Source organism: Nocardia brasiliensis ATCC 700358, from assembly GCF_000250675.2.
GTDB lineage: Bacteria > Actinomycetota > Actinomycetes > Mycobacteriales > Mycobacteriaceae > Nocardia > Nocardia brasiliensis_B.
This window is the reverse complement of sequence record NC_018681.1, coordinates 8,806,299-8,832,186: the sequence shown is the minus strand read 5'-3', so window position 1 is coordinate 8,832,186 and position 25,888 is coordinate 8,806,299. Positions and strand designations below refer to the sequence as shown.

Here is a 25,888-nt window from a genome sequence, read left to right as displayed (position 1 = left end):
CTGGCAATCCTATTGACCCGTACCGCACACTAGAGGCGTGACCGTCGAATTACTGGTTCTTCTGATCGTCATCGTCACAGCACTCGCATTCGATTTCACCAACGGGTTCCACGACACCGCGAATGCCATGGCGACCTCGATCGCCACCGGCGCATTGCGGCCACGCGTCGCGGTCGCCCTGTCGGCGGTGCTCAACCTGGTCGGGGCCTTCCTGTCCGTGGCGGTCGCCGCCACCGTGGCCAAGGGGATCGTCCGGCTCGATGCGGTGCAAGGCCACGACCTGCTCATCATCGTGTTCGCCGGCCTGGTCGGCGGCATCCTCTGGAACTTGATCACCTGGCTGTTCGGACTGCCGTCGAGTTCCTCGCACGCCTTGTTCGGCGGCCTGATCGGCGCCACCCTGGCCGCACTCGGCTGGAGCGGGGTGATCTGGGCGGCCGGCTCGGACGGCGTGCTGACCAAGATCATCCTGCCCGCCGTGCTCGCCCCGATCGTGGCGGCGCTGGTCTCGGCCCTGGGCACCTGGCTGGTGTACCGGATCACCAGGGGGTCCGATCCCGGCAAGGTGGAATCGGGCTTCCGCTGGGGCCAGATCGGCTCCGCCTCGCTGGTCTCGCTGGCGCACGGCACCAACGACGCGCAGAAGACGATGGGCGTGATCTTCCTCGCGCTGGTGGCGCACGGCACGCTCACCAAGAACGACGAGATGCCGCTGTGGGTGATGGCCGCGTGCGCGATCGCCATCGCGCTGGGCACCTACCTCGGTGGCTGGCGGATCATCCGGACGCTCGGCAAGGGCCTGGTGGAGATCGAATCCCCGCAGGGGCTGGCGGCCGAAACGGCCTCGGCGGCCATCATTCTCAGTTCGGCCCACTTCGGGCTGCCGCTGTCGACCACGCAGACCGCGACCGGCTCGATCCTGGGCACCGGCCTCGGCAAGGGCGCCGAGGTGCGCTGGGGCGTGATGGGTCGCATGGTGGTCGCCTGGCTGCTCACGCTGCCGCTCGCCGGGGTCGCCGGCGCGCTGTGCTGGGCCATCGCGCATGTCATCGGTGGGCTGCCGGGCGTGCTGGTGGTGTTCGCGATCCTGCTCGGGCTGTCGACCCTGATCTACCTGCGGTCGCGCCGGGACCCGGTGGACACCACCAACGTCAACGAGTGGCCGGGCGACACGCCGGGCGGGGCGGGCGATCTCGGGGAGGTTGCGAAACTGGGCGCCGCCGCGCCGCAGGCGCCGGAAACACCGCAGGCGCCGGAGGCAGAGCGTGCGGCGAGCGCGCCGCAGCCGCCCGCCCGGGACGGGCAGCAGGCCGAGCCCGGTACGCCGAACCGGTCGGCTCAGGTCTAGGAGGACGCGACGTGCATACGCTCATCACGAATCTGAACTCGCTGTGGAAGGTCATGCTGGCCGGGCTGGTGCTCGGCGCGGGGCTGCCCCTGGTGTTCGCGATCGGGGTACGGTTCTGGTCGGCGGCCGAGACCGTGACCGCCGATGGTCGTGTGACCCAACGCAATTACCCCGCGCTCGCGGTTGCGTTAGTGTGTTTCGGGCTGATCATCGCGGCGATCGTCACCGGGATCCTCTATACGGCAAAGGCTTTCATCGCCGCCAGGTTCGGTATTCACCTGTTCGGACAGTCCTGAAGGGCGGAACGTGACCGATCAAGCCAAACCCGCGGAACTCCGGCCGAATCTGCTCGGCCGGGTGATCGGCTGGCTGCGCGCCGGCTACCCGCAGGGGATTCCGCACTCCGACTACGTCGCGCTGTTCGCCGTATTGCACCGGCACCTCACCGATTTCGAGGTGGTCGCGATCGCCGAGGAACTGGCCGCCTCGAACCCGGACAGCGAGATCACGCGCGCGGAGATCGAGGACGCCATCGCCCGCGTCGCCAAGGAACAGCCGGCCGACGTCGACGTGGCGCGCGTCGCGTCGCACCTCGCGGCCGGTGGCTGGCCGCTCGCCGACCCGCCGTCCGACTCGGACTGAGCGAGCAGCGTTCATGCCACCCTTCCTGAACGCCATCATCGACTGGCTGCGGGCCGGATATCCGGACGGTGTCCCGGAATCCGACTACATCCCGCTGCTCGCCCTGCTGCGCCGCCGCCTCTCCGAGGACGAGGTGCGCCAGATCGCCGCCGAACTGGCCGGGTCCGGGGACCTGCCCGCGGACAAGACCGATATCCAGGTGATGATCACCAAGGTCACCAACGAGATGCCCTCGGCGGCCGACGTCGCGCGGGTGCAGACGCGGCTGGCGGCGCACGCCTGGCCGCAGGACGGCTCCGCGTCGGTCGACGGCCGCTGAGCTGCCCTGCGGTACAGCGGCTTTCGCCGCCTGCGGGGGCTGCGTGCGTGCGCTGTTCCGGGCAGTCTCGGCCCGCCATATGTGTGCTCCACAGCCGATTCCCAGCTGCGCCGGGGCGACCCTCGAGGTGTGCCGGTCAAGCTGAGTCGGCCGGAACTCCAAGCCTTCCGGCAACACCTGGTGGGCCTACTGCCCTGGCACACCAGCCCGCCGGCCGGCGGCGCTCGTCCCCTCGCCCGCGCCGCCGGCCGCGCACTTCACCGATCGGGTCGTACACGCTCGCGGGCCGCGGTCCGGATGCGCTGGGGCGTGGTGCCGTACCAGCGACGCACGACGCGGGTCAGCGCGGATTGCTCGCGCAGCCCGACCAGCGCGGTGATGCGGCCCATGGGCAGGTCGGTTTCGCACAGCAGCCGGTAGGTCGCGTCGCGCCGGGCGGTGTCGAGCACCGCGGTGAACGTGGTTCCCTCCGCGGCCAACGCGCGTTGCAGGCTGCGCTCGCCGATGGTCAGCATGTCCGCGACCGTGGCGATATCGGCGGTGGCTGCGACGAGGGCGCGGTCGACGGCCAGGCGGACCCGAGCGGTCATGGTCTGATCGAGTTCGGAGTAATTGCGGGCGAGGTAGTCCATCGCGAGCTTGTGCAGCATAGGGTCGCGTCCGACCAGGGGGCGCACGAGCAACTCCGCTGGGAACCGGAACAGCGTCGTCGGCATGTCGAATCGCACCTCGGCGCCGAAGAATTCGAGGTAGCGCGAGAGCGGCGCGCGCTGGGGGTGCGGCAGATGGACCGCCCGCAGCCCGTATTCGCCGCCGACACCGTGCTGTACATACCGGTGCACCAGTCCGGCCCCGTGGTCGATGCCCTGCACGAACGACGTCACCTCGGCCATGTCTCGGTAGTGCAGGGCGAGCATGCCGCGCTGCTGCTCCGGGTCCGGGCACAGCTGGATCGAGAGCCCGGCGTGCTGGATGAACAGGTACCGCTGCAGGCAGGCCAGGGCCGCGCCCACGGTGTCGGCATTGAGCAGTGCGACCGCAAGGGGGCCGAGCACATCGAGGTCCTGATCGGCGGCCAGGCGCAGACCGAAATCGGGACAAGCCAATTCGGTGGCCGCGAGCTCCAGTGCCCAGGCCATGGATTCGGCGGTCAGGATCGCGTCGTCGGAATCGGGGGCCTCCGGCGCGATACCCAGACGACGCAGCAGCGCGGTGCCGTCGCCGCCGAGTTCGTCGACCAGCCGGCGATAGCCGCGTAAGCCGGCCGCCCGCGCCATGATCGCCATCTGCTTCCTCCACCGTCCGGCCGCAAATCTGTCCAGCCGGTTCGCAGAGTAGCGAGCGGCCCCGCCCGGCGACAAGACGCCCGCGCGTTGTCTGGGTTGCCTGACTTGCTCTCCACCAGGGGAAATGCCTGCGTCCTCGATGGACGCCCAAGGTGGCTGTCGCCCTCGGGTAAAACGATGTCGCCTAGGGACGAGTCGTGGTTACCGGCCGGTAGCAACAATCTGGCCCATGGAACGAATGAGAGACGGGACACACCGGAAGCGGTTTGTGATGCGGGGTATGGCGGCGGTGGCGGTGGCCTTAGCGGGCGCACCGTTCCTGACGCCGACCGCCTTCGGTGAGCCGGTCGGGGGCTTCACCGGAATCGACGGTGGTGCGCACGCCGCGCAATGGACCGCGGCGGTGGACGGGCCACAGCCGTACAACGGGATCGTCCCCGACCTCGCGGTGCCGATCACCATGAGCGACGGCAAGGTGCTCAAGGCCGACATCATTCATCCGGCGCGCGACGGCCGCCTCGCCGACGGCCGCCGACCGGTGATTTTGCAGATGCAGGGCTACGGCAAACTACCGCTCCTGATCGGGCAGGCGGTGCTGGCCTCGGCGGACGGGCTGGGCATCAAGAAGCCGCTGGAGGATTGGATCGCCTCGATCAATCTGCCCGGCGTCGGTATCGACGGACTGTTCGATATGACCCGCCAGCTCGACGGCGGCGCACTGGAGACCGCCGCGCAGGATTGGGCGCTGACCGAAGCCGGATACACCCTGGTGCAGGTCGACATGCGCGGTACCGGCACCTCCGAGGGCTCCTGGCAGGTCTTCGGCGAACGGGAAAAGCAGGATTCCGCGGAGGTGATCGACTGGATCACCCGGCAGTCCTGGAGCGACGGCAATGTGGGCACCATGGGGGTCTCGTTCACCGGGATATCCGCGATCGAGGCCACCGATCGGCGTCCGCCCGGGCTGAAGGCGGTGTTCGCCTACGAACCCAGCGCCGACATCTTCACCGATATCGCCGGTCCGGGCGGCGCAGTGGGCGTCGGCTTCCTGGTGCCGTGGCTGGTGGGCGTCAACGCGCTCAAGATGATTCCCGACGTCACCGCGCTCGCCGTCGGAAAGTTCGATCCCGCACAGCAATTGCAGTGGTTGAAGGACCGCATCGCCGACCCGCTGACCCTGGTCGACATGGTGGCCAACGGTTACACGGCGTTGACGCCGGACCAGCTCACCCCGCGGACCCGTGAGCTGGTGGACCCGAATTCGCCGTTCCGGCAGGGGCTGAAGGCCAAGGTCGACAATATCCAGGTGCCGCTGTTCATGGTGGGTGCGTGGTTCGACATCTTCGGCACCACACCGACCGATACGTTCAATAAGATCCCGCTGTCCACGGAGCAGAAGAAGCTGATCATGGGCGACGGCTACCACATCGGTTCCGGGGTGGGCGGATTCGGGCATCCCGGCATGCCGCCGCGGCTGGATGTGTTGCAGCGCGCCTGGTTCGATCACTGGCTGCGCGGCATCGACAACGGCATAGAGGAATACGCGCCGATTGTGGTCAAGCAGCAGGGCGGGGGCTGGACGGACCTGTCGGAATTCCCACGCACCGAGGCGACCTTTCGGCGGGTGTACCTCAACGACCTGCCCTCGGGTACCGCCGCGGCCTCGGTCTACGACGGCGGTCTCGCGGAAAGCCCGCGGCAGGGGGCGATCCGCGACCTGACGGTGGCGCCGGGCCTGTTGAGCCTGTGCGGCCGGGACACCGCCCGGATCACCGCGGGAGCCACCGCGATCCTGGATGTCTGCGGCAACGACTCGCGCGTGTGGGAGCACGACGGTCTGAGTTTCACCAGCAGCCCGGTCGCCGAGACGACCACCATCTCGGGCCCGATCAGCGTGCACCTCAACGTGACCCACGAGGCGGCCGACGGCTACTGGGTGACGACGATCAACGATGTGGCGCCCGACGGCACGTCCCGGGAGATCGCCACCGGGCAGCTGGTCTCCTCGCTGCGCCAGATCGACGAGGCCGCCAGCAAGAAGTCCGCGAACGGTGACTACACCGCGCCGCAGTACTTCCTGGATCTGGACCGGCGGCAGCCGACCGTGCCAGGGGAGCCGGTCGCGCTGGATGTCGCCGTGACGCCGATCGATGCGGTATTGCAGCCCGGACACCGGTTGCGGGTGGACGTGTACGCCAGCAACTTCCCGAAGGGTCTGCCGCCTGCCCCCTTCCTGTTCGATTCGGGCCTCCGTCCGCAGCATCTGCGCCTCGACCCGGAGGCCCCGAGCTGGGTCAATATCGCGCTGACCGCCCCGATACCCGACTAGGGCGGGTCGTATGGGTTCCTAACGGAATCTCAGGTGCGTCAGGGGAAGCGTTCAGGTGGGCAGGGCAGTGTGGATGGTGTTGGTGGATCGGCTGCCCCGATGCACCCCTCCCCAGCGGCCGGCGGCGGTATTCCTGCCGCCGTCGGCCGCCCTCTCCTCGAGGACCGAGCTTCGGTGGACCGCATGGGAACGGTTCACCCTTCCCAGCGGTCGGCGGCGTGGAAGTCGGCGCCGCCGACTGCGCCTTTTCCGGGTCAGGCCAAGAGCTGAAGAAAGCGCGTGACTTCGTGCTGCACCGCCGCGCGTCCCGGGCCCAGGTATTTGCGCGGATCGGACAGGGCGGGGTCGGCCGCCAAAGCGGTGCGGACCGCCTCGGTCATCAGGACATTCAGCCGGGTCGCGATGTTGACCTTGGTGATGCCGTGCTCGACCGCCGCGCGCAGCCCGTCGTCGGAGACGCCGGAGGAGCCGTGCAGGACCAGGGGGACCGGAACCTTGGCGGCGAGGCGGGCGATCAATTCGTTGTCGAGGGTCGCGGTGCGGGTGTGCATGGCGTGTGACGAGCCCACCGCGACGGCCAGCGCGTCGACGCCGGTGGCGGCGACGAACTCGACGGCCTCGTCCGGATCGGTGCGGACACCGGGGGCGTGCGCACCGTCCTTCCCGCCGACCTCGCCGAGTTCGGCCTCGACGTGCACGCCGCGCTCGTGGCACCAGCGGGTGATCTCGGCGGTAGTCGCCACGTTGGCGGCGTAGTCCAGGGTGGAACCGTCGTACATCACCGAGCCGACGCCGAGTTCGACCGCGGCCCGTACCAATGCCGGATCGGTCGCGTGGTCGAGGTGCACCGCGATGGCGGCGCTGCTGTCGGCCGCGACCCGCAGACAGGCGAGGGCCAGCGGTGCGAGGCCGCCGTGATAGCTCGCCGTGTTCTCCGAAAGCTGGAGCACCACAGGTCGTTTCGCCGCTTCCGCGGCCGCCGCGATGGCCTCGGCGTGCTCCAGCACGATCACGTTGAACGCCCCGAGCCCGCCGGGCGCGGCGGTGGTGACCAACTCGGAAACAGGCGTCAGCGGCATCGGTATCTCTTTCTGCGGGCTCAGCCCGCCGCGGCGGTTACGCCGTCGGCTCCTGGGCGGTGGGTAGGTCGAGCCGGGTGACTCGGACGGTCGGGGCGATGCGGGTGCGCAGGCAGCGATCGATCTCGCCGGCCACCGGGATGACCACGGCGGCGGCCGAGGTGGCTACCGCGTCGGTGAGAATGGTCGGCCAGTCGGGGACCTCGTCGGCGGTGAGCGCGGCGATCACCGCGGCGGTGGCGGAATCGCCCGCGCCCGTGGGATTTCCGGCCAGCGGCTCCGGCAGCGCGGCGAACCAGGCGCCCTCGGCGGTGACCGCGACCATGCCGTCGGCGCCGCGGGTGGCGATCACCGCGCGCACCCCGCTCTCGATCAGCGGGTACGCGGCGGTGACGACCTCTTCGGCGGTGGCCGGCTTGACGCCGGTGAGCCGGTGCAGTTCGTCGCCGTTGGGCATCAGCACGACGCCGGGGACCTGGGCGGCCAGGCGCAACGCCTCGCCGTCCACATCGCAGATGGTCGGCACGTCGGCGGCGATGGCGCCGCGGGCGATCTCGGCGGGCAGCGTCGGCGCGATACCGCCGGGCAGCGAGCCGGAGATGACCAGGCCGTCGATATCGGGCAGCATGCCGGTGACCCGGACCGCGAGTTGTTCGGCCGCGTGCGGGTTGGAGACCCGGGCGCCGGGCTCCCACAGGGCGGTGGCGGTGCCGTCCTCGGATTCGCTGATCACCACGGTGCGCCGGACCCAGGGCAGCGCGTGCACGAAATCGACCGGCATCTCCAGCTCGGCGGCGGCCGCGAACGCGTGATCGGCGAAACCGGTTGCCCGCGCGTACTTCCCGAGCTGGTTGAGCACCCGGGTGACGTTGATGCCCTTGCCGCCGATGCGTTGCTCGACGGAGCGGACCCGGTGCGCTTGGCCGCGTTCGAAGTGCTCGACCCGGTAGGTCATGTCGTAAGCGGGGTTCATGGTCACGGTAAGGATCACGACAACCACTGTCCTCGCCTGAGCACCCGATGCAAATGGAGATTGTCACCGACTATCAACAGGTCGGCGAAATATCCCGCGCGCAGGTCACCGACGTCGGCGAGGCCGAGCGCCGCGGCGGGCGTCGCGGTGGCGGCGCGGACCGCGGCGTCGAGCGGCACCCCGGATTCGCGAACCGCCCGCGCGACACAGTCGAGCAGCGTGCTGATGCCGCCCGCCAGCGAACCGTTCGCGATGCGGGCCACGCCCTGGCGCACGGTGACCGACTGCGGGCCGAGCTGGTACTCGCCGTCCGAGAGTCCCGCCGCCTGCATCGCGTCGGTGATCAGCGCGACCCGGGTGGGCGCGGTCGCGAAGACCAGCGCGGCGAACCCGGGATCGACGTGCACACCGTCACCGATCAGCTCGACGATGGCGTGCCCGGCCGCAGCCGCCACGAGACCCGCCCCGACCGGTCCCGGTGTGCGATGGTGCAGCGGCGGCATGCCGTTCGCCAGGTGGGTCACCACGCTGCCGAAGCCGGTGGGCCGCAAGGCCTTCAGGAACGACGAGAAGTCGGCGTTGCTGTGGCCGAGCGCGACCACCACGCCGTGCTCGGTGAGCCGCTGCGCGACCGCGTCGTACCCGGAACGTTCCGGTGCGAGCGTCATCATCCGCAGCGCGCCGCCGCCGGCCCGCAGCAGCTGGTCGGTCAGCTCGAGGTCGGGGTCGCGCAGGAACCGCGGATCCTGCGCCCCGCAGCGGGCCTCGGACAGGAACGGGCCCTCGGCGTGGATGCCGCCGAGCACGCCGTCCTCGGCCAGTCCGCGCAGCATCGCGGTCTGCGCCACCATGTCGGCGGCGGCCGCGGTGACGATGCTCGCGACCACGGTCGTGGACCCGCTCGCGTGGTGGAAGGCCGCGGCGGCCCGCGCCTCGGCGGGGTCGACGGAGTCGAACCGATGCCCGAGCCCGCCGTGATTGTGGATGTCGATCAGTCCGGGCAGCAGCGTGCCCGCGAACTCCGGCTCCGCCGACCCCGGATGTGCCGCAACCCATTCCGCATAGGGCACGACCGCACTGATCCGATCGCCGACGATCGAGACGACACCGTCGTCCCACTGGGCGGACGCGCACACCACGCGCCCGCGAATGGCCAATTCGGTACCCGGACTCATAGGAACACCCTATTGGCGCGCCCGCCACGCCCCGCTCGTCCGCGACAGCCTGCAGTCACCACCCCGGTAACAACCCGATCGCGGGGTGCAACGACGGTCAGCGGTCGATCCCGATGGGTGCGAGCCGCGGGCGTGCGGCGACCTTCGGCAGGTATCGCTCGTGCTGTCGGGCGGTCGTGGGGCGCCAGTGGTCCATTCCATGGTCGGTCCGGCGCTTGGGGCCCGTCAATCTGGGGCGGGTACCCAGTTGGGTGGGTGGTGGCAGCGGACGTACCCGGGACCCGATAGCGCTGCGCCGGGCGGGCGATGCGGCGTGGGCTCGGGGCTGGGCGTGTCGGGGTGGCGACCACTGGCCTCATGCCAGCGAACCTTGCCGGGCGAACAACGCGGCACCCATCAGCCCGGCGCGGGCGCCGTATTCGCCGAGCACGACGTGCGGTGCGGGTACCAGGCGGAGGCGGTCGGCGATGGCTTGGTGCAGCGGGTCGGTGAGGGCCGCGCCCGCACCGGCGAGGCCGCCGCCGAGGATGATCAGCTCCGGGCAGGCCGCGTGCACGATGCCGATCAGTCCGTCGGCCAGCGCGTCCACCGCGTCCACGAGCACGGCCTTGGCATCGGGGTCGGTGTCGACCAGCGCGAAAACCTCTGCCGCGCCCTTGATCTCGCGACCGGTGCGGCGGGTGTAGGCGCGGGCGATCGACGCGCCGGAGGCCACGGTCTCCACGCAGCCGGTGTTGCCGCACGGGCAGGGCAGCCCGTCCGGGCGCACCGGGATATGCCCGTATTCGCCGACCTGGCCGTAGCTGCTGCGCACCAGGTGCCCGCCGACGGACAGCGTGCCGGAGATGCCGGTGCCCAGGATGACGACGCAGACGTTGTCGTGCCCGCGACCCGCGCCGAAGCGCCATTCGGCCCAACCCGCCACGGCGACATCGTGTTCGATGAGCACGGGGATGCCCCAGCGGTCGCGGAACCGGTCGCCGATGTGCACGTCCCGCCAGCCGACATTGCTGCTGAACACCGCGATCGAGCGGACGGAATCGACGATCCCGGGCAGGACCACGGCCGCGCGGCCGACCCGATCCCGGTGGGCCGCGGTCAGTTCGGCCAGCAGTTGATCGCCGAGCGCGCCCATCGCCTCGAACGCCGCCTCGCCCTGCGGCGTGGCCACGGTCGCGACGGCGAGCACTTCGCCTGCGCGGTCGGTGATTTCGCCTTTGATCGTGGTGCCGCCGACGTCCAGCCCGAGGACCAGTGCGTCGTCGGGCAACGGGGCAGGCCGCGCGGGTGCGGCGGTCTGCCCCGTCGACGGGCCACCAGGACGAGCCGTCGCGGTCGGCCCGGCAGCGCCGATCGCGGGCCTGGCGGCACCGGCCGAGGGCGTCGTGCTGTGCGCAGCGGCGCCCGCGCCCACCTCGGCCGCGGTAGCGGCCTGGTCGGGCGATCCGGCCGCGGCGCGGCCGGGCCGGTCTGTGCTCTTCGGGTCGTGCTCGGCTGACATGCTTCGCACAGTAGTTCCCGGTGCCGGTGGTGGCGTCGATACCGACGCCGCGGTCTGCTCGGGGCTCACCGAACCGGATCCCTCACTGGTCCAGGACGACCGAGCGGTTGAGGCCACGCGGGTGGTCGGGGTCGAGCCCGAGGTCGGCCGCGCGCAGGATGCACAGCTGGTGCACGCGAACCAGATCGGCCATCGGATCGATGTCGCGGTGCTCGAAATGCGCACCGGTGCTCGCGATATCGGCGGCGAAGTTCGGCACCAGCGGGCCGAACGCCCAGACCGCGCGACCGGGCGCGGAGATGGCGATCGGGCCGTGCCGGTACTCGGTGGACAGGTAGGACTCGGTCCAGGACTGGCAGGATTCGCGCAGCTTGAGGCCGGATTCCTCGGCGATGGCGGCGGCGAAGCCCATGCCGACGAAGCTGATCTGCTCGGCGTGGCGAACCTGCGCCAGCGACACCGTCGGGTCCTCGGCGAGCACGGCCCTGGCCTGGGCGATTACGGGGGCGAGGTCTTCGCCGAAGTGCCAGCGCAGGATGGCCAGCGTGGTGGTGGCGAAGCGGGTCTGCACCACCGATTCCTCGTCGACCTCGTCGATCAGGATCGGGTCGCCCAGCTCGAGCACCGGGGTGTCCGGGCTGGAGCAGATGACGGTGCGGGGAACGTCCGCGGGCAGCTCGCGCATCGCGTTGACCACTTCGGTGGTGGTGCCGGAGCGGCAGATCACCAGATAGCGGTCGTACTCGCGGCCGGAGCGGACCTCGCTGGCGGGCCAGGCGTCGGTCAGACCGTGGCCGGCGCGCTCGCGCAGGGCCGCGATCGCTTTGGACATGAACAGGGATGTGCCGCAACCGATCACGGCGACTCGCTCGCCCTTTTGGGGGAGGATCTCGCGGTGTTCGGCGGCGATCGTTTCGGCGCGCGCCCAGTCGTCAGGCTGGGTGGCGACCTCTTTGGCCAGGTGGGTGGCGGGCGTGGGTTCGGCTGAGATCGACACAACAACAGAATCCGCCCGGTGATCGTTCATGTCAACTTAACGAGCGAATCGGTCACATATGATCAAGATGGGGTCTAGATTGAGTGTCGGGTCGATCAGGTCGATCCCATCATCGGCTGTCCAGTGGCGCCGGATGTGCAAATTTGAAAGGTTCTACTCGTGAAAAGACCACTCCACGGCGTGCTCGCGGGGGTCGCGATGGTCACCGGCCTGGCGCTGGCGATCTCGTCCTGTGGGTTCGGCTCGAAAGATTCCGCCGACTCCGACACCACGATCAACTTCTTAGCTCCGGCCTACAGCGATGGGGCCAACGGTACGAAGGCGCTGTGGGACGGCATCATCGGGGACTTCCAGAAGCAGAATCCCGATATCAAGGTGAATCTGCAGATGGAGTCCTGGAACTCGATCAACGACGTGGTGCGCACCAAGTTGCAGTCGGAGTCGACCACGCCGGACATCCTGAACATCGACGCGTACTCCAGCTTCGCCAGCGACGGCATGCTCTACCCCGCTTCCGAAGTCGTCTCCCCGCAGGTACTTTCGGATATTCAGCCCGGTTTCGCGAAGAACGCCTCGCTCAACGGGACGCAGTACGCGCTGCCGCTGTTCGCCTCCACCCGCACGCTGTTCTACAACACCGACCTGTTCACCAAGGCGGGCATCGCCACGCCGCCCAAGACCTGGGCCGAACTGACCGACGCGGCCAAGAAGATCCAGGCCCTCGGCGGCGGAGTGTCCGGTTACGGCCTGCCGCTGGGCAGCGAGGAAGCGCAGGGCGAGACCTCCATCTGGACCTTCGGCGCGGGCGGCACCTGGTCCGACGGTGACAAGGTCACCGTCGACACCCCGGCCAACCTCGAGGGTGTGCGCGCCATGCGCGAGATCGCCGATGCCGGTGTCACCCAGCCGAATCCGGGTGCGACCGACCGCAAGGACGTGATCAACGCGTTCATCCAGGGCAAGATCGGCATGATCGAGGGCCTGCCGCCGACCATCGGCCAGATCGCCTCGAAGAACCCGAGCCTGAAGTACGCGACCGCGCCGTCGCCGACCAAGTCCGGCACGCCCGTGACCCTCGGCGTGGCCGACCACCTGATGGCGTTCAAGAAGGACGGCAAGAAGGCGGCGAACATCAAGAAGTTCCTCGACTTCTTCTACGGCGCCGATGTCTACGCGAAGTTCGTCTCGACCGAGGGCTTCATCCCGATCACCAACACCGCGGCCGCCAAGCTCGCCTCGGACCCGGTGACCAAGGCGTTCGGCTCGACCCTCGCGGTGGCCCAGTTCTACCCGAGCAACAACCCGAAATGGGCTGCGGCGCAGGGCGCTATCCGGCAGCAGATGGGCACCATCGCGCAGGGCACCGACCCGGCCCAGGTGTTGCAGCGCATCCAGGAAGCCGCGAAGTAGCGTGCGGCGGAAAGGAACTCTGGCGGCGATACCGTGGATCGGACCCTCGCTGGTCCTGATCGCGGCTATCGTCGCCTTCCCCGCCTGCTACATGGTGTGGACCAGTACCAGGGATCTGAGCGCCTACGGCCAGGATCGCGGCGCGGCCGGCCTGGAGAACTTCCGCACCCTGTTCGGGATCTCCGAGCTCGGCTCGGTACTGCTGCACACGGTGCTCTGGGTCGTCGCCGTCGTCCTGATCACGCTGGTGATCTCGGCGGGGCTGGCCCAGTTCCTGAGCAAGGACTTCCCCGGCCGCACCGCGGTGCGGATGGCGGTGCTGGTGCCGTGGGCCGCGTCCGTGGTGATGACGACGACGATCTTCTACTACATGCTCGATCCCGACGTCGGCATCGCGAACCGGTTCCTGGTCGATATCGGCCTGCTGGATCGCGGCTACGGCTTCACCAAGCAGCCGACGCCCGCGTTCCTGGTCGCGATCGGCGTGGCGGTGTTCGTCTCGATCCCGTTCACCACCTACACGATTCTGGCCGGGCTGCAGTCGATTCCGGCCGAGATCAGTGAGGCGGGCCGGGTCGACGGCGCGGGCGCGTGGCAGCGCTACCGGTATCTCATTCTGCCGCAGCTGCGTCCGGCGATCGCCGTCGCGACCATCATCAACATCATCAACTCGTTCAACTCGTTGCCGATCCTGCAGGTGATCACCGGCAGTATCGCGGGCTTCCAGGCGGACACCACAACCACGTTGATGTTCAAGCTGATTCGGCAGAATCAGCAGGTCGACACGGCAGCGGCGATGAGCGTGCTGAATTTCGTCCTGATCATCGTGATCATCGCGATCTACGTGAAGGTGATCCGGCCTACCCAGGAGGTGGACGGATGACCGCCGACGCCGAGGTGACGCAGATCGAAAAGGTCACGGGCGCAGTCGCGGTGGCCGAACCGGCCGCGCGGCCCAAGGTCCGGGCGAAGCGACGCCGGTGGGAACTGACCGCGGTCGGCGTGGTGATCGCGGCGCTGTTCCTGCTGCCGTTCATCGTGATGGTGCTCGGCTCGTTGAAGAATCGCGCCGAAATCCTGCGCATCCCACCGACCTACCTGCCCGAGTCGTGGCATCCGGACAACTACGCCACCATGTGGGACACGCCGGAGACGCCGCTGCCGTACAACATGATGAGCACCGTCATCATCTCGGTGTTCGCCACGGTGCTGGTGCTGCTGGTGGCCGTCCCGGCCGCGTATTACACGGCGCGGCACAAGTTTCCGGGTCGCGCGGTGTTCCTCGGCCTGGTGCTGGTGACCCAGATGTTGCAGCCGACGGTGCTGGTGACCGGTCTGATCCGGGAATTCTTCGCCGTCGGCATCAACGACACCTTCCTGGCGATGATCCTGGTGAACGCCGCGTTCAACCTCTCGTTCGCGGTCTGGATCCTGCACAGCTTCTTCGCCGCCATCCCGGTGGAGATCGAGGAGGCCGCGCAACTGGACGGGCTGAGCCGCTGGCAGACCCTGGTCCGGGTGAGCCTGCCGCTGGTGTGGCCCGGCATCGTCACCGCGACGATCTTCGTCGTGGTCTCCTGCTGGAACGAATTCGCCGCCAGCCTGGTGGTGCTGACCACGCCGGAGAACCAGCCGCTCTCGGTCGCGCTGACCAAGTTCGTCGGTCAGTACGACACGTCCTGGCAATACGTCTTCGCTATTTCCACCGTGGGTATTATCCCGGTCGTCATCCTGTTCGCGCTGATCGAAAAGCGCCTGGTGGCCGGTCTTACGGCGGGCAGCGTCAAGTAGTCCGACGCGGCGGGTGGTGCGCTGGGCCACCCGCCGTTGTCGTGCCGTGAACCGGACCACTGTCTGAGTCTGGACTTCTTGCCCGTTATCTGAAAATATCTCTGACCAATATGGGTCACGGTTGATAACGGGAAGGCACTTCGATGAGCGTGCGCAATGGTGGGCGCGTTGTCGTCCTCGGCGTCATCGCGCTGATGGCGGTATGGCTGGGGCTGGGTTCGGGGCAGGCGGTGCCGGGGGCGGACGTGCGGGTCGAGCCCGCGCCGGCGCTCACCCTCCCGCCGGAACTGGACGACTTCTATCGACCGCCGGCCGGCGACGTGGCGGCCGCGCAGCCCGGGGAGATCCTGCGCGCGCGGGCGATCTATCCCGCGTTCATGGGCATCCTGCAGCTGAATGTCGATGCGTGGCAGCTGCTTTACCGCACCACGAACAGCCACGGCGCACCGATCGCGACGGTCACCACGATCCTGAAACCGCGGGGCCCCGCCCCGGCCGGTGGCTCGAAGCTGCTGTCCTATCAGATCGCCGAGGACAGCGTCGCGCAGTACTGCGCGCCCTCGTATGTGGCCCAATCCGGCGCCATCCCGGTCGATTACGTGAACGCGGCGGAGACGCTCATCCCGATCGCCGCCGGGCTCGGGCAGGGGTGGACGATCGCGATGCCCGACTATCAGGGTCCGAATTCGGCCTACGGCGCGTCCCGGATGAATGCCCAGGCGACGCTCGACGGTATCCGCGCGGCGGAGAATTTCGCACCCGCGCAGTTGAGCGGGCCGGAAACGCCGGTCGCGCTGTGGGGCTACTCCGGCGGCACGATTCCCTCGGCCTTCGTGCCGGAGATCAAGGAAAGCTATGCACCGGAACTCAATATCGTCGGCATTGCCGCCGGCGGTGTCGCGGCAGGCGACTATGCCGGGGTGGTACGCCACAACAACGGCGGCGTCTACGCTGGGTTGATCTCGGCTGCGATCGTCGGCATATCCACCGAATACCCGGAAATGCAACGGGTGATGCGGGAACGCGTCGATCTGCTCGGGCAATTCGTGATGGCGTCCAAGAAGGTGCTGTGCCATCCGCAGGGTGCCGCGCTGTTCCCCGGGTTCAACTATTTCGGCACATTTCAGGGCGGAGATCCGTTGACGCTGCCCGAGATTCGGGAAGCCATTGCGGACAATTCCCTCGGGCAACAGACGCCGACCGTGCCGATCTACTTCTATCACGCGCAGAACGACGAGCTCATTCCGATCGCGGGTACCGATGCCACCGTGCAGAAATACTGTGCGGACGGCGCGCCAAGCGTGACCTATGTCCGGGAATTCGCGGCCGAGCACATCTCCGGCGTGCTTTCGCATCTGCCCGGCGCGTTCTATTGGCTGAAGGATCGGCTCGACGGCGTGGCCGCGCCGCCGGGCTGCTCGATCACCAGCCCGGTCAGCACCATCCCCGAACCGCAGTTCGGCCAGGCCCTGTCGGAGATTCTGCCGCCCATGGCGCAGGCGCTCGTCGGCCACGCGATCGGCGCGCACAAGTAGGCCGGGACCGGCGCGGACCGTTGTCCGCGCCGGGATCACCGGCGGTGAACGGGTAGCATCGAACGGTGGCACGGCGGGAAGAGGAAGCGAAGGACGGTCGCAGCTACGGCGGGCTGTCACGGGAACAACGGGTGGCCCAACGGCAGACCCGATTGATCGATGCCGCCCTGGAATTATTCGGAACACAGGGTTACGCGGCCACTTCCATCGAGCGCCTCTGCGCGGTCGCCAACGTTTCCACGCGCAGTTTCTACGAGGACATGGGCAGCCGCGAGGCCTTGCTGATCGCCCTGGTCAATCGAATCACTTCGCGTGCGGTGGAGCGGGCCTTGGAATCGCTGGCGAAAACCGAGAACGAACCGCTCTCGACCAGGGTGGTCGAGGGTTTCCGCGCTTATCTCGCCGTGACCTGTGCGGATCAGCGTTCGGCCCGGGTCTGCTATGTCGAAGTGGTCGGGGTGAGCCCGGCGGTGGAGGAATGGCGGACCGAACAGCGGCGCCTGCTGTCGGCATTGCTGGTCAGCGAAGCCGAACGCGGTGTCGAACGCGGCGAGGCCAAGCCGCGGCGCTTCGACCTTTTCGGGCTCGCGGTGATCGGCGCCGTGAACTCGCTGGCCCAGGAATTGGTGCACAGTACCAAGCCGGATTCGGTGGTCACACTCGATGAAATCTGCGATGAGATCGCGTATCTCGTGCACGCGGGGCTCGTCTACACCTGAGTTGAATTCAGTGCAATCGACGCCTGGAACGATTGCGGGTTTCATCTGAAAAGATGTCTTGCCGAAAATGACTGAATCTCCTACAGTCAATGCGAGCCTCTCGGTCGAGAGGAAGACAATTCTCTGGACGGAGTGTTCATGTCCGCCATCGGAAATGCCGCACGCGCACTGCTGGTCAATCTGCATTCGGTGGGTGTGTTGCAACGCGCGGGGATGATCGATCTGCTGGCGCCGATCGGTGTGCTGCGCGCGTCGCGAGCGGTGCGGCAGTACGGCGGCATCGCCGGGCCGGTGCGGATATCGGCGCGTCGGGAACCCGACCGGGTCGCGTTGATCGACGAGCTGGGCCCGCTCACCTACCGGGAGTTGGAAGCGCGCAGCAACGCGCTGGCGCGCGGGTTCGCCGCGCTCGGGCTCGGACCGGGCGACACGGTGGCGGCGCTGAGCCGGGACCGGCGGGAGCTGGTGGACACCATGCTCGCCGCGGCCAAAATCGGTGCCGGGCTGGTGCTGCTGAACACCGGATTCGCCGGTCCGCAACTGGCCGACGTCGCGGCCCGCGAGGGCGTGAATGCCATTGTCTACGATGCCGAATTCGCCGACCTGCTCGCGGTGCTGCCCGCCGAGGTGCACCGGGTCCTCGCGGTGCACGAAGGTACTGCGGCGGGGGTCGCGACAGTCGACGCATTGATCGGGGCCAACGACACCGCCGAACTGCCGCCACCGCCGCGCCAAGGCGGCTTCGTGCTGCTCACCGGCGGCACCACCGGCACGCCGAAGGGGGTGCCGCGCCGGATCCGGTCGCCGCTCGCGGCGGCCGCGCTGCTGGAGCGAATCCCGTTGCGCCGCAACCAGACCCTGGTACTGGCCGCGCCGCTGTTCCACGGCACCGCGCTGAACCAGTTCATTCTCGCGTTGTCGCTGGCCTCGACGGTGGTGCTGCGCAGGCGATTCGACGCGACGGCCACGCTGGCCGCCGTCGCCGACCATCGGGCGCAGGTGCTGGTACTGGTGCCGACCATGCTGCGCCGGCTCCTCGACCTCGGCCCCGAAGCGCTGGCGCGGTACGACACCAGCAGTCTGCGTATCGTTTTCAGCGCCGGCTCGGCCCTGCCCGCCGCGCTCGGCGACGCGGCCGCCGCCGCGTTCGGCGACGTGCTCTACAACTTCTACGGCTCGACCGAGGTGGGCGTCGCCGCCATCGCCACGCCCGAGGACTGGCGGGCGGCGTCCGGGACGGTGGGTAAACCGCCGACCGCCTGCACGGTGCGGCTCTACGACGAAGACGGCCGGGTGGTCACCGAGCCGGGCCGGCGCGGCACCATCTACGTGCGGAGCATGCTGTCCTTCAGCGGCTACTCCGGCGGCGGCAACAAGGACATCGTCGACGGCCTGCTGTCCTCCGGCGATGTGGGGCACTGGGATTCGGGTGGACGGCTGTTCATCGACGGCCGCGACGACGACATGATCGTCTCCGGCGGCGAGAACGTCTTTCCCGGCGAGGTCGAGGAGCTGCTCTACGCACATCCCGCGATCGCCGAGGCCGCCATCGTCGCCGTGCCCGACGACGAATTCGGCCAGCGGCTGGCGGCTTTCGTGGTGCGCCACCCCGGGCCGGAACTGGACGCGGACGCGGTCCGCTCGTACGTGAAGGCGAACCTGGCCCGGTTCAAGGTGCCGCGTGACGTCACGTTCGTCGGCGAACTGCCGCGCACCAGCACCGGGAAGCTGCTGCGCAGAGACCTGGCCGGACCGGTGGTCCAGCCGAAATCATCGTGAGCGGGCGTTGATCCGCTTCGTATCGAGTAGGTGATCAATGAAGATGACCGTCCGACGGACCACGACGAATCTGCTTCGACTCGCGACCGCGGCGGGGGTGCTGATCGCGTCCGCGACGCTGCCGATGGCCGCGCCGTTCGCGTCCGCCGCCCCACCATCGGTCGCCGACTTCCCGAAAGCGAACGCTCGCACCGGGTTACCCGACGGGTGGCAGCCGGGGCCGGAGCGCTACGGCGTCGGTGAGCACAAGAACGTCGAACTGCCGATGGCCGACGGCGTCATACTGCGTGCCGACGTCCGCTACCCGACGGATGCGTCGGGCGCGCCCGCGGCCGGGCCCTTCCCGATCGTGTTGACCCAGTCGGCCTACGGGAAGGACAGCGCCGGGCTCATGCGGTTGCTGTCCTACGAGGGACTCGGTCCGCTCCTGGAGCACGCGCTGCCGAGCGTCATCGACGTCGCGAAGCAGATCAGCGATGCCGCGGGCTATGGCGACTACTTCGTCAAACGGGGCTACATCAGTGTGGTCGTCGATATCCGCGGCACCGGTTCGTCCAACGGTCAGTGGAGCATCCTGCAACCGCAAGAGCGCGAAGACGCCAAGCGCGTGATCCAGTGGGCGGCAGGGCTGCCCGGCTCGACCGGCGAGGTCGGGCTGTGGGGACTGTCCTATCTCGGGATGAGCGAACTGTTCGCGGCCGGTGTGCTGGAACCGGATTCGCCGGTCAAGGCGATGTTCCCGCTGATGGCGGGCAATCACGCGTTCCAGGATCTGCTCGGGCACGACGGTTTCTACAACATCGCGTTCCTCGCCTCGATGCTGCAATTCCCGATCACCCTGCTGCCGCAGCTCGATCCGATCCTCGGGTTGTATCGCGAGCCCGGCAAGATGGCCAGCGTTTTCGTCGACCACTTGCTCGCGCACTTCCGTGCCGAGGGCACCTGGCCGTCGGTGCTCAACGCGCTGGTCGACGGGGACCGGGCCTACAACGGCCCGTATTGGGAGGACCGGGCGATAGACAACGTGCTGGATCGGATCGGGTCCAACGGGATTCCGACCTACTTGGTCGGCGGGCAGTACGACCTGCTGCAGGACGGCACGCCCCGGACCTTCGCCGGATTGCAGAACGCCTACGCGGGCCGCGCGCACCACGGCCCGATGCCCGCCGACGCGCCGTCCAGCGGCCGTTTCCAAATGCTCACCGGCCCTTGGTTTCACGTCCAGCCGGGCGTGCAGCGCAATGCGGACATCGATATGCACGCCATCCAGCTGGCCTGGTTCGACCGGTGGCTGAAGGACGAGCACAACGGCATCGATGAGACCGCGACGCCGCTGCACGCGATCGACATCAACGGCAACGTGATCGAGAGCGCCACCTATCCGGTGCGCGAAACGCCCACGCAGCACCTCTATCTGGCAGCGGGCGGTCGTCTGACACCGGAACGTCCTGCGGCCCAAGCGGGTTCGGATCGGGTGAACTTCAGCCCGGTCAATGGCGGCACCATCTGCAATGCCTCGTTCTCCCGCAACTTCTCCGGCGTCTACGAGCTGCTGACCACGTTGGCCGGGATCGACGATCCGTGCGCGCAATTCCCCGCCCACCCGGATATCCCAGGGCTGCTGGACAATCCGCAGTACGAGACCGAGCCGTTCGCCGAACCCACCGTGCTCGCCGGGCCGATCGGCGCCACGCTCTTCGCCACCTCGAACACGCCCGCCTCGGCGTTCAGCGTGACCGTGCAGGACATCGCGCCGGACGGCACCGTCTTCGCGCTCACCGACGGCCAACTGGCCGGGAACTTCCGGGCGCTGGACGAGGACCGTACCTGGCGGACCGCGGACGGCAGCGTGCTGGGCGCGTTCCATCCCGGTACCCGGGAGTCGCTGCTGCCGGTGGTGCCGGGCGAGGTGACCGAGTACAACGTGAAGGTGCGCCCGGCCTTCCACGTGTTCCAGCCCGGCCATCGGTTGCAGGTGACGATCGCCACCGGTGACGCACCGACGCACATCTTCAATCCGAAGGACTACCCGGCGCTGCTCGGCGGTGTGTACGACCTCCAGCGCACCGAGCACGCCGCGTCCTTCCTCACGTTGCCACTGGCCGGGGTGTCACAGCTGCGGCGCTGAGCAATCGATGCGGCGGGCGCTGAGCAATCGATGCGGCGTGCGCTGAGCAATCGGTGCGGCGGGCGCTGAGTGATCGGCTTGGCATCACCGCGCCGGAATCTCTACGGTCGGCGGGGTGCCTGTGATCAGATTGTCCGCGTGCCAAGTGAAACTGCAGGTCGCGTGCGAGGCGGTGTGAGATGACGGGACCGACCGACCGCCCGCAGCGGTGGAACCGCCTGCTCGAACTGCTCGCCGAATCCGGGCGGCTCTCGGTGGAGGAGGCCGCCGAGCGACTCGGCGTGTCCTCGGCGACCGTGCGCCGCGACTTCACCGCGCTGGCCGAGCAACAGCTGGCCACCAGGACGCACGGCGGTGTGGTCGCGACCTCGGTGGCCTACGACCTGCCCGCCCGCTACCGCCAGACCGGCGGCGAGGCCAAACAGCGTATCGCCGAACACGCTGCGTCCCTGGTGGATCCGCGTGCGGTGATCGCGATGAACGGCGGCACCACGACTACCGCGGTGGCGCGGGCCCTGGCCGGGCGCACCGATCTGGGCATCACCGGTGACGAGCAGCTGACCATCGTCACCAACGCGCTCAATATCGCGGGCGAGATGGTGCTGCGCCCGCATATGCGCACGGTCGTGCTCGGCGGCGTCGCCCGCCGCGAGTCCTACGAACTGCATGGGCCCCTCGCCGAACGCGCGCTCGCCGAACTGCGGCTGGACGAGCTGATCCTCGGGGTCAACGCGATCTCCGCGGAGGGCGGCGCCCAATGTCGGCATATCGATGAGGCAGGCGTGACCACCGAGATGGTGCGCCGTTCCCGCCACGTCATGGTGGTGGCCACCGCGGACAAATTGGAACGCACCGCGCTGGCCCGGATCTGCAGCATCGAGCAGGTGCAGGTGCTGGTCACCGATACTGACGCCGATCCGATGGCGGTCGCGGCGATCCGCTCGGCGGGAGTGCGCGTCGACGTGGTGTGACCCCTTCGCTCCCTGACGGACAGCCCGGTGCGCTCTGCGTACCGGGCTGTTCACTTGCCCCGGGTGCCTGGTGCGCGATTGTTGCCGATGCCCGTTGACTGGGTCGCTGTGTCTCACTACTGTGAGTGGGACAGCACGTCCCACGTGAGTGGTAGGGGAGCCCGCTATGGCCGAGGTCGAGACCGTCGATTCCGTCGCAGACAAGACGCTGCACCCGCCCCGCTGGGCACCGACCTTCATCCGGTGGCACCAGACACGAATCAGCTGGCGCGAGTCGATCAAGCTGTCGCTGGGGATCCTGCCGCGGGTGCGCGACCATACGGTGCTCGACTACGTCACCGCGTTTCCGGGTGAAGACGACGTGATCGTCGCACGGGTGCCCTTCAAGAAGTTCGTCGTGGTGCGCAGCCCGGAACTGGCGCGCCACGTCCTGGTGTCGAACCAGAGCAACTACACCAAGAGCCCCGACTACGACATGCTCGCGGTGGCGTTCGGCCGCGGACTGGTCACCGATCTGAACGACGCACTGTGGCAACGGAATCGACGGCTGGTGCAGCCGATCTTCGCCAAGCGCAACGTCGACGGCTTCGCGCCGGTGATGGTCGAGGCCGCAGCCGACGCGGTGGCCAGGATCCGGGGTCTGGCGCAGGGCGACGGCAGCGTCGACGTCAACGCCGAAATGAACCGGCTCACTTTGGATATCACGTCGCGCACGATGTTCGGCACCGACATCACCGGGCCGATGTCCGAGGTCACGCTGTACCGGTTGCTGCGGTTCTTCGGCCGCGGCTTCATGACCAACGCCAGCTATCCGATCCATTCCGTCGGGACCTGGCTGCACCGGCACGGCAGGCACCGCAACGAGGCCGGGAACTCCCGGCTGCCGATGCGGATCATGCGGGCGGTGGGCTGGGTGATCGAGCCGCGCAGTATGCGCGATCTGCGCCACGCCGAGCAGGTCGTCGACGGTTTGATCGCCGACCACCGCAACGGCCGGATCGACCGCAAGGACAACCTGCTCGCCGCGCTGATCGACGCCGCCGATCCGGAAACCGGCTACAAGTATTCCGATCAGGAGATCCACGACGAGCTGATGACGTTCATCGGCGCGGGTATGGAGACCACCGCGACCGCGCTGAGCTGGGTGTGGCAGCTGCTGTCCGAACATCCCGAGGCCAGAGCCCGGCTGCGCGACGAGGTCACCGCGGTGCTGGGTGGACGCCCGGCGACCGCGGCCGACCTGGACCGGCTGCCGTGGACCCAGGCCGTCGTCGCCGAGACCATGCGACTGCTGCCGCCCGTGGTCGGCCTGGCACGCACCGCGAAAGAGCAGGATGTGCTGGGCGGCTATCTGATCAAGCCCGGTACCACGGTGATCACCCTGATCCACGGCGCGCACCACAGCACCCGGGTGTGGGACCGGCCGGACGAATTCGACCCGAGCCGGTACCTGCCGGAAAACGTGGACCGCGAACACAAACGGGCGACCATGCCGTTCGGTGCGGGCAAACGGATGTGTGTCGCTTCGGGTTTCGCGAATATGGAGGCCGCGCTCGTGGTCGCCACCTTCGCTCAGCACCTGGAGTTCGACGCGGTATCGGACAAACGGATCCGGCGCCAGATCTCGTTCACCGGTGGGCCTGACGGTCCGCTGCCCATGCGTCCGCGGTTCCTGCCGGAACTGGAGCGGGCGGACACCGCCGTATAGTCGGACTGGTGAAACCGCCCGCCAGCATGCGTACCCATCGCAGGCGCGGGGGCGGACAGCGCTGGCGGGAGCACAACTCGAATCGCCAGGCACAGATCCTCGAGGCGGCCGTGGCGCTGATCGAGGACAACGATCCACACGTCGAAGTTTCCATCCAGCAGATCGCCGAGCGCGCCGGTCTGGCCCGCTCGGTGGTCTACCGGCAGTTCGACAACCGGGACGATCTGGACTCCCGGGTGCGCGAGTACATCCTCGAGAAATACGTGGCCGAGGTCGAGGCGGTGCTCGTGCTCGACCCGGCCAAAACGCTCGAGCAGATCATCTTCGAGGCGATGCGCACCGTGGTGCACTGGGCGGCGGCGCATCCGAAGCTCTATCAGTACGGCCAGAGCGGGTCCGTGCACGGGCACGCGGCGGGCGAGACCAGCCTCACCATCGGCAGGCACCGGGTCGCGGAAACGCTGTGGGAGAAGTTCGCCGCGGGCAGCGCGCTGCTCGGCATCGAGGTCGCCGAGTATCGGCCGGTGGTGTACGGGGTGGTCGGGCTGGTCGAGGGCATGGTCACCCAGTACATCGGCACGCCGGCCGCCGAACGCCCCGACCAGGAGACCATCGCCCGGCTGCTCACCGCGTCGGCCTGGCATCTCTACGCGGGCCACGCCGCCGACCGCGGATACCACTTCGAGCGCACCGCCACCATCTCCGAAACCTTCGCGGTCATTCTCGCCGCCGGCGCGGACTGAAACCAGCCGCACCCCTTCTGCTTTCCCGCACCCGCAACACCCGGCGGAATCGGTGCGGGAAGCGGGAAAGGGTGCGGCTGTGGCTCACTGGCAGCAGCTCGACGCGCAGCACGACGCGGCGGCGGGCTCGGTCGCCGGTTTGACGGCCTTGATGATCGCCGAGTGCATGCCGTCGGCCACCTCGTGGGTGGCGGTCAGCTCGATCTCGGTGAAACCTGCCGCGCCCAAGTGGTTTCGGTATTCGGTGAACGACAGCGCGCCCGCGATGCAGCCGACATAGTCGCCACGTTCGGCCCGCTGCGCGGCGGTCAGCTCGTCCGCCGCCACGACGTCGGCGATGCCGATCCGCCCGCCCGCGGTGAGCACGCGCGCCATCTCGGCGAATACCGCGGGCTTGTCCACCGACAGGTTGATCACGCAATTGGAGATCACCACGTCGATGCTGTTGGCGGGCAAGGGGATTGCCTCGATGTGTCCCTTCAGGAATTCCACGTTCGAGACCTCGGCCTGCGCGGCGTTGGCCAGCGCGAGCGCCAGCATCTCCTCGGTCATGTCCAGGCCGTAGGCCTTGCCGGTGGGGCCGACCCGGCGGGCGGAGAGCAGTACATCGATGCCGCCGCCGGAGCCCAGGTCCAGCACCCGTTCGCCCGCACGGAGTTCGGCGACCGCGGTGGGGTTGCCGCAGCCCAGCGAGGCGGCCGCGGCCTGAACGGGGAGCTGGTCCCGGTCGGTCGCGCCGTACAGGCTCGCACCGAAGTGCTGGTCGACGGCGATCGGGTCGGCGCCGCAACAGTCCTCGGCCGTCCCGCCGGTGGTCACCGTCTGTGCGGCCTGGGCGTAGCGGGCGCGCACGGTCTCCCGGAGTTCATTGCGCTGATCGGTCATGACATCACTTCCTGACTGGTCGAACCTGAGCCGAGGGCAGGCCTTCGACCGGGTTGTATCGATAACTGTCGATACAACATTGCGCCGTTGAATAGAACTCTGTCAATATAGATGTGTGTCGAAACAGGACCTGCCGGTGTACGCCCCCACCGATTGCTGCGCCTCGCTGACCTCGCCGCTGAGTCAGGAGACCGCGGTCGAGCTGGCCGGGGTGTTCAAAGCGCTGGCCGACCCGGTCCGGTTGCGCCTGCTCTCCCTGATCGCGACCCGAGGGGGCGAGGAAGTCTGCGTCTGTGAACTCACGCCGCAGTTCGACCTGTCCCAGCCCACCATCTCCCACCACTTGAAGGTGCTGCGCGCAGCGGGCCTGATCGACTGCGAGCGCCGCGGTACCTGGGTGTATTACTGGGTGATTCCCGCAGCGCTGCATCGACTTTCCGGCGTCTTGCGCCTTGCCGACGACGTTCACGCCCGGGTACCGGCGCGCCCTTAGCTGGACCCGCGGCGGAATTCGTCAGGCGTGGGTCGGCGGTGAACCGAAGGCCGCGAACAGTTCCGAGCCGGAGAAAC

23 protein-coding genes are annotated in these 25,888 nt (G+C 68.5%); 16 read left to right on the top strand and 7 right to left on the bottom strand.

Going from position 1 to position 25,888, the window contains the following annotated elements; translation table 11 throughout:
• Positions 1-37: 37 nt before the first annotated feature.
• From O3I_RS39540 to O3I_RS39525, 4 genes are read left to right on the top strand one after another with little or no spacing between them, the layout of a single operon-like run.
• Positions 38-1,348, top strand: a complete 1,311-nt coding sequence (locus O3I_RS39540) for an inorganic phosphate transporter (RefSeq protein ID WP_014988677.1) — start codon at positions 38-40, stop codon at positions 1,346-1,348.
• Between the two features lie 53 nt (positions 1,349-1,401).
• Complete coding sequence (locus O3I_RS39535; protein ID WP_228836497.1) at positions 1,402-1,644, top strand: hypothetical protein; 243 nt, start codon at positions 1,402-1,404, stop codon at positions 1,642-1,644.
• 10 nt (positions 1,645-1,654) lie between these two features.
• Positions 1,655-1,990, top strand: a complete 336-nt coding sequence (locus O3I_RS39530) for a DUF3349 domain-containing protein (protein ID WP_014988675.1) — start codon at positions 1,655-1,657, stop codon at positions 1,988-1,990.
• Between the two features lie 13 nt (positions 1,991-2,003).
• The gene (locus O3I_RS39525; protein WP_014988674.1) at positions 2,004-2,309 is read left to right on the top strand and encodes a DUF3349 domain-containing protein; all 306 of its coding nucleotides are present in this window, start codon (positions 2,004-2,006) and stop codon (positions 2,307-2,309) included.
• Positions 2,310-2,566: 257 nt separating this feature from the next.
• Here the strand turns inward: O3I_RS39525 and O3I_RS39520 are convergent, their stop codons facing one another.
• Complete coding sequence (locus O3I_RS39520) at positions 2,567-3,595, bottom strand: AraC family transcriptional regulator (RefSeq protein ID WP_014988673.1); 1,029 nt, start codon at positions 3,593-3,595, stop codon at positions 2,567-2,569.
• 280 nt (positions 3,596-3,875) lie between these two features.
• Between O3I_RS39520 and O3I_RS39515 the strand changes: the two genes are divergently transcribed.
• Positions 3,876-5,924 carry a CocE/NonD family hydrolase gene (locus tag O3I_RS39515; RefSeq protein ID WP_014988672.1) on the top strand — a complete coding sequence of 683 codons (2,049 nt, stop codon included), beginning with the start codon at positions 3,876-3,878 and terminating at the stop codon, positions 5,922-5,924.
• A 254-nt stretch (positions 5,925-6,178) separates the two neighbouring features.
• Here the strand turns inward: O3I_RS39515 and O3I_RS39510 are convergent, their stop codons facing one another.
• The 5 genes from O3I_RS39510 to O3I_RS39490 all read right to left on the bottom strand — a co-directional run bounded on the left by O3I_RS39510 (position 6,179) and on the right by O3I_RS39490 (position 11,649).
• On the bottom strand, positions 6,179-7,003 hold the full coding sequence (locus O3I_RS39510) for a class II fructose-bisphosphate aldolase (RefSeq protein ID WP_014988671.1): 825 nt from the start codon (positions 7,001-7,003) through the stop codon (positions 6,179-6,181).
• A 37-nt stretch (positions 7,004-7,040) separates the two neighbouring features.
• Positions 7,041-7,994: a hexose kinase gene (locus O3I_RS39505; RefSeq protein WP_014988670.1), complete on the bottom strand. Its 954-nt coding sequence runs from the start codon at positions 7,992-7,994 to the stop codon at positions 7,041-7,043.
• Entirely contained in the window at positions 7,991-9,151 is a 1,161-nt protein-coding gene (locus tag O3I_RS39500) for an N-acetylglucosamine-6-phosphate deacetylase (protein WP_014988669.1), read from the bottom strand. Before O3I_RS39500 ends, O3I_RS39505 begins: the two co-directional genes overlap by 4 nt.
• A 355-nt stretch (positions 9,152-9,506) precedes the next feature.
• Complete coding sequence (locus tag O3I_RS39495) at positions 9,507-10,652, bottom strand: ROK family protein (protein ID WP_014988668.1); 1,146 nt, start codon at positions 10,650-10,652, stop codon at positions 9,507-9,509.
• An 82-nt stretch (positions 10,653-10,734) separates the two neighbouring features.
• A complete protein-coding gene (locus O3I_RS39490; RefSeq protein WP_014988667.1) occupies positions 10,735-11,649 on the bottom strand; it encodes an SIS domain-containing protein in 915 nt (304 codons plus the stop codon).
• A gap of 159 nt (positions 11,650-11,808) precedes the next feature.
• Here O3I_RS39490 and O3I_RS39485 point away from each other — a divergent pair, with 159 nt between their 5' ends.
• The 10 genes from O3I_RS39485 to O3I_RS39440 all read left to right on the top strand — a co-directional run bounded on the left by O3I_RS39485 (position 11,809) and on the right by O3I_RS39440 (position 24,433).
• Entirely contained in the window at positions 11,809-13,059 is a 1,251-nt protein-coding gene (locus tag O3I_RS39485) for an extracellular solute-binding protein (protein WP_041563164.1), read from the top strand.
• Position 13,060: 1 nt separating this feature from the next.
• The gene (locus O3I_RS39480; protein ID WP_014988665.1) at positions 13,061-13,942 is read left to right on the top strand and encodes a carbohydrate ABC transporter permease; all 882 of its coding nucleotides are present in this window, start codon (positions 13,061-13,063) and stop codon (positions 13,940-13,942) included.
• The gene (locus O3I_RS39475; RefSeq protein WP_014988664.1) at positions 13,939-14,850 is read left to right on the top strand and encodes a carbohydrate ABC transporter permease; all 912 of its coding nucleotides are present in this window, start codon (positions 13,939-13,941) and stop codon (positions 14,848-14,850) included. The genes O3I_RS39480 and O3I_RS39475 overlap by 4 nt, the downstream gene beginning before the upstream one ends.
• Positions 14,851-14,993: 143 nt before the next feature.
• Complete coding sequence (locus O3I_RS39470; RefSeq protein WP_014988663.1) at positions 14,994-16,385, top strand: lipase family protein; 1,392 nt, start codon at positions 14,994-14,996, stop codon at positions 16,383-16,385.
• Between the two features lie 65 nt (positions 16,386-16,450).
• Positions 16,451-17,104 carry a TetR/AcrR family transcriptional regulator gene (locus O3I_RS39465; RefSeq protein ID WP_014988662.1) on the top strand — a complete coding sequence of 218 codons (654 nt, stop codon included), beginning with the start codon at positions 16,451-16,453 and terminating at the stop codon, positions 17,102-17,104.
• 138 nt (positions 17,105-17,242) lie between these two features.
• A complete protein-coding gene (locus O3I_RS39460) occupies positions 17,243-18,883 on the top strand; it encodes an AMP-binding protein (protein ID WP_051067092.1) in 1,641 nt (546 codons plus the stop codon).
• A 43-nt stretch (positions 18,884-18,926) separates the two neighbouring features.
• Positions 18,927-21,011, top strand: coding sequence for a CocE/NonD family hydrolase (locus O3I_RS39455; protein WP_167829204.1), 2,085 nt, complete (start codon positions 18,927-18,929; stop codon positions 21,009-21,011).
• A 179-nt stretch (positions 21,012-21,190) separates the two neighbouring features.
• On the top strand, positions 21,191-21,982 hold the full coding sequence (locus tag O3I_RS39450; protein WP_014988659.1) for a DeoR/GlpR family DNA-binding transcription regulator: 792 nt from the start codon (positions 21,191-21,193) through the stop codon (positions 21,980-21,982).
• Between the two features lie 166 nt (positions 21,983-22,148).
• Positions 22,149-23,690, top strand: a complete 1,542-nt coding sequence (locus O3I_RS39445; RefSeq protein WP_014988658.1) for a cytochrome P450 — start codon at positions 22,149-22,151, stop codon at positions 23,688-23,690.
• Positions 23,691-23,698: 8 nt separating this feature from the next.
• Entirely contained in the window at positions 23,699-24,433 is a 735-nt protein-coding gene (locus tag O3I_RS39440; protein ID WP_141691718.1) for a TetR/AcrR family transcriptional regulator, read from the top strand.
• A gap of 84 nt (positions 24,434-24,517) precedes the next feature.
• Here the strand turns inward: O3I_RS39440 and arsM are convergent, their stop codons facing one another.
• The gene (arsM, locus tag O3I_RS39435) at positions 24,518-25,318 is read right to left on the bottom strand and encodes an arsenite methyltransferase (RefSeq protein ID WP_014988656.1); all 801 of its coding nucleotides are present in this window, start codon (positions 25,316-25,318) and stop codon (positions 24,518-24,520) included.
• A gap of 115 nt (positions 25,319-25,433) precedes the next feature.
• Here arsM and O3I_RS39430 point away from each other — a divergent pair, with 115 nt between their 5' ends.
• Positions 25,434-25,811: an ArsR/SmtB family transcription factor gene (locus tag O3I_RS39430; RefSeq protein ID WP_014988655.1), complete on the top strand. Its 378-nt coding sequence runs from the start codon at positions 25,434-25,436 to the stop codon at positions 25,809-25,811.
• Positions 25,812-25,888 lie beyond the last annotated feature (77 nt).

Excerpts from the sequence above, each read along its gene's own strand:
- O3I_RS39535 (WP_228836497.1), top strand. The coding sequence starts at position 1,402 with ATGCTGGCCGGGCTGGTGCTCGGCGCGGGGCTGCCCCTGGTGTTCGCG.
- O3I_RS39525 (WP_014988674.1), top strand. The coding sequence starts at position 2,004 with ATGCCACCCTTCCTGAACGCCATCATCGACTGGCTGCGGGCCGGATAT.
- O3I_RS39520 (WP_014988673.1), bottom strand. The coding sequence starts at position 3,595 with ATGGCGATCATGGCGCGGGCGGCCGGCTTACGCGGCTATCGCCGGCTG.
- O3I_RS39515 (WP_014988672.1), top strand. The coding sequence starts at position 3,876 with ATGGCGGCGGTGGCGGTGGCCTTAGCGGGCGCACCGTTCCTGACGCCG.
- O3I_RS39510 (WP_014988671.1), bottom strand. The coding sequence starts at position 7,003 with ATGCCGCTGACGCCTGTTTCCGAGTTGGTCACCACCGCCGCGCCCGGC.
- O3I_RS39500 (WP_014988669.1), bottom strand. The coding sequence starts at position 9,151 with ATGAGTCCGGGTACCGAATTGGCCATTCGCGGGCGCGTGGTGTGCGCG.
- O3I_RS39495 (WP_014988668.1), bottom strand. The coding sequence starts at position 10,652 with ATGTCAGCCGAGCACGACCCGAAGAGCACAGACCGGCCCGGCCGCGCC.
- O3I_RS39475 (WP_014988664.1), top strand. The coding sequence starts at position 13,939 with ATGACCGCCGACGCCGAGGTGACGCAGATCGAAAAGGTCACGGGCGCA.
- O3I_RS39470 (WP_014988663.1), top strand. The coding sequence starts at position 14,994 with ATGAGCGTGCGCAATGGTGGGCGCGTTGTCGTCCTCGGCGTCATCGCG.
- O3I_RS39460 (WP_051067092.1), top strand. The coding sequence starts at position 17,243 with ATGTCCGCCATCGGAAATGCCGCACGCGCACTGCTGGTCAATCTGCAT.
- O3I_RS39455 (WP_167829204.1), top strand. The coding sequence starts at position 18,927 with ATGACCGTCCGACGGACCACGACGAATCTGCTTCGACTCGCGACCGCG.
- O3I_RS39450 (WP_014988659.1), top strand. The coding sequence starts at position 21,191 with ATGACGGGACCGACCGACCGCCCGCAGCGGTGGAACCGCCTGCTCGAA.
- O3I_RS39445 (WP_014988658.1), top strand. The coding sequence starts at position 22,149 with ATGGCCGAGGTCGAGACCGTCGATTCCGTCGCAGACAAGACGCTGCAC.
- arsM (WP_014988656.1), bottom strand. The coding sequence starts at position 25,318 with ATGACCGATCAGCGCAATGAACTCCGGGAGACCGTGCGCGCCCGCTAC.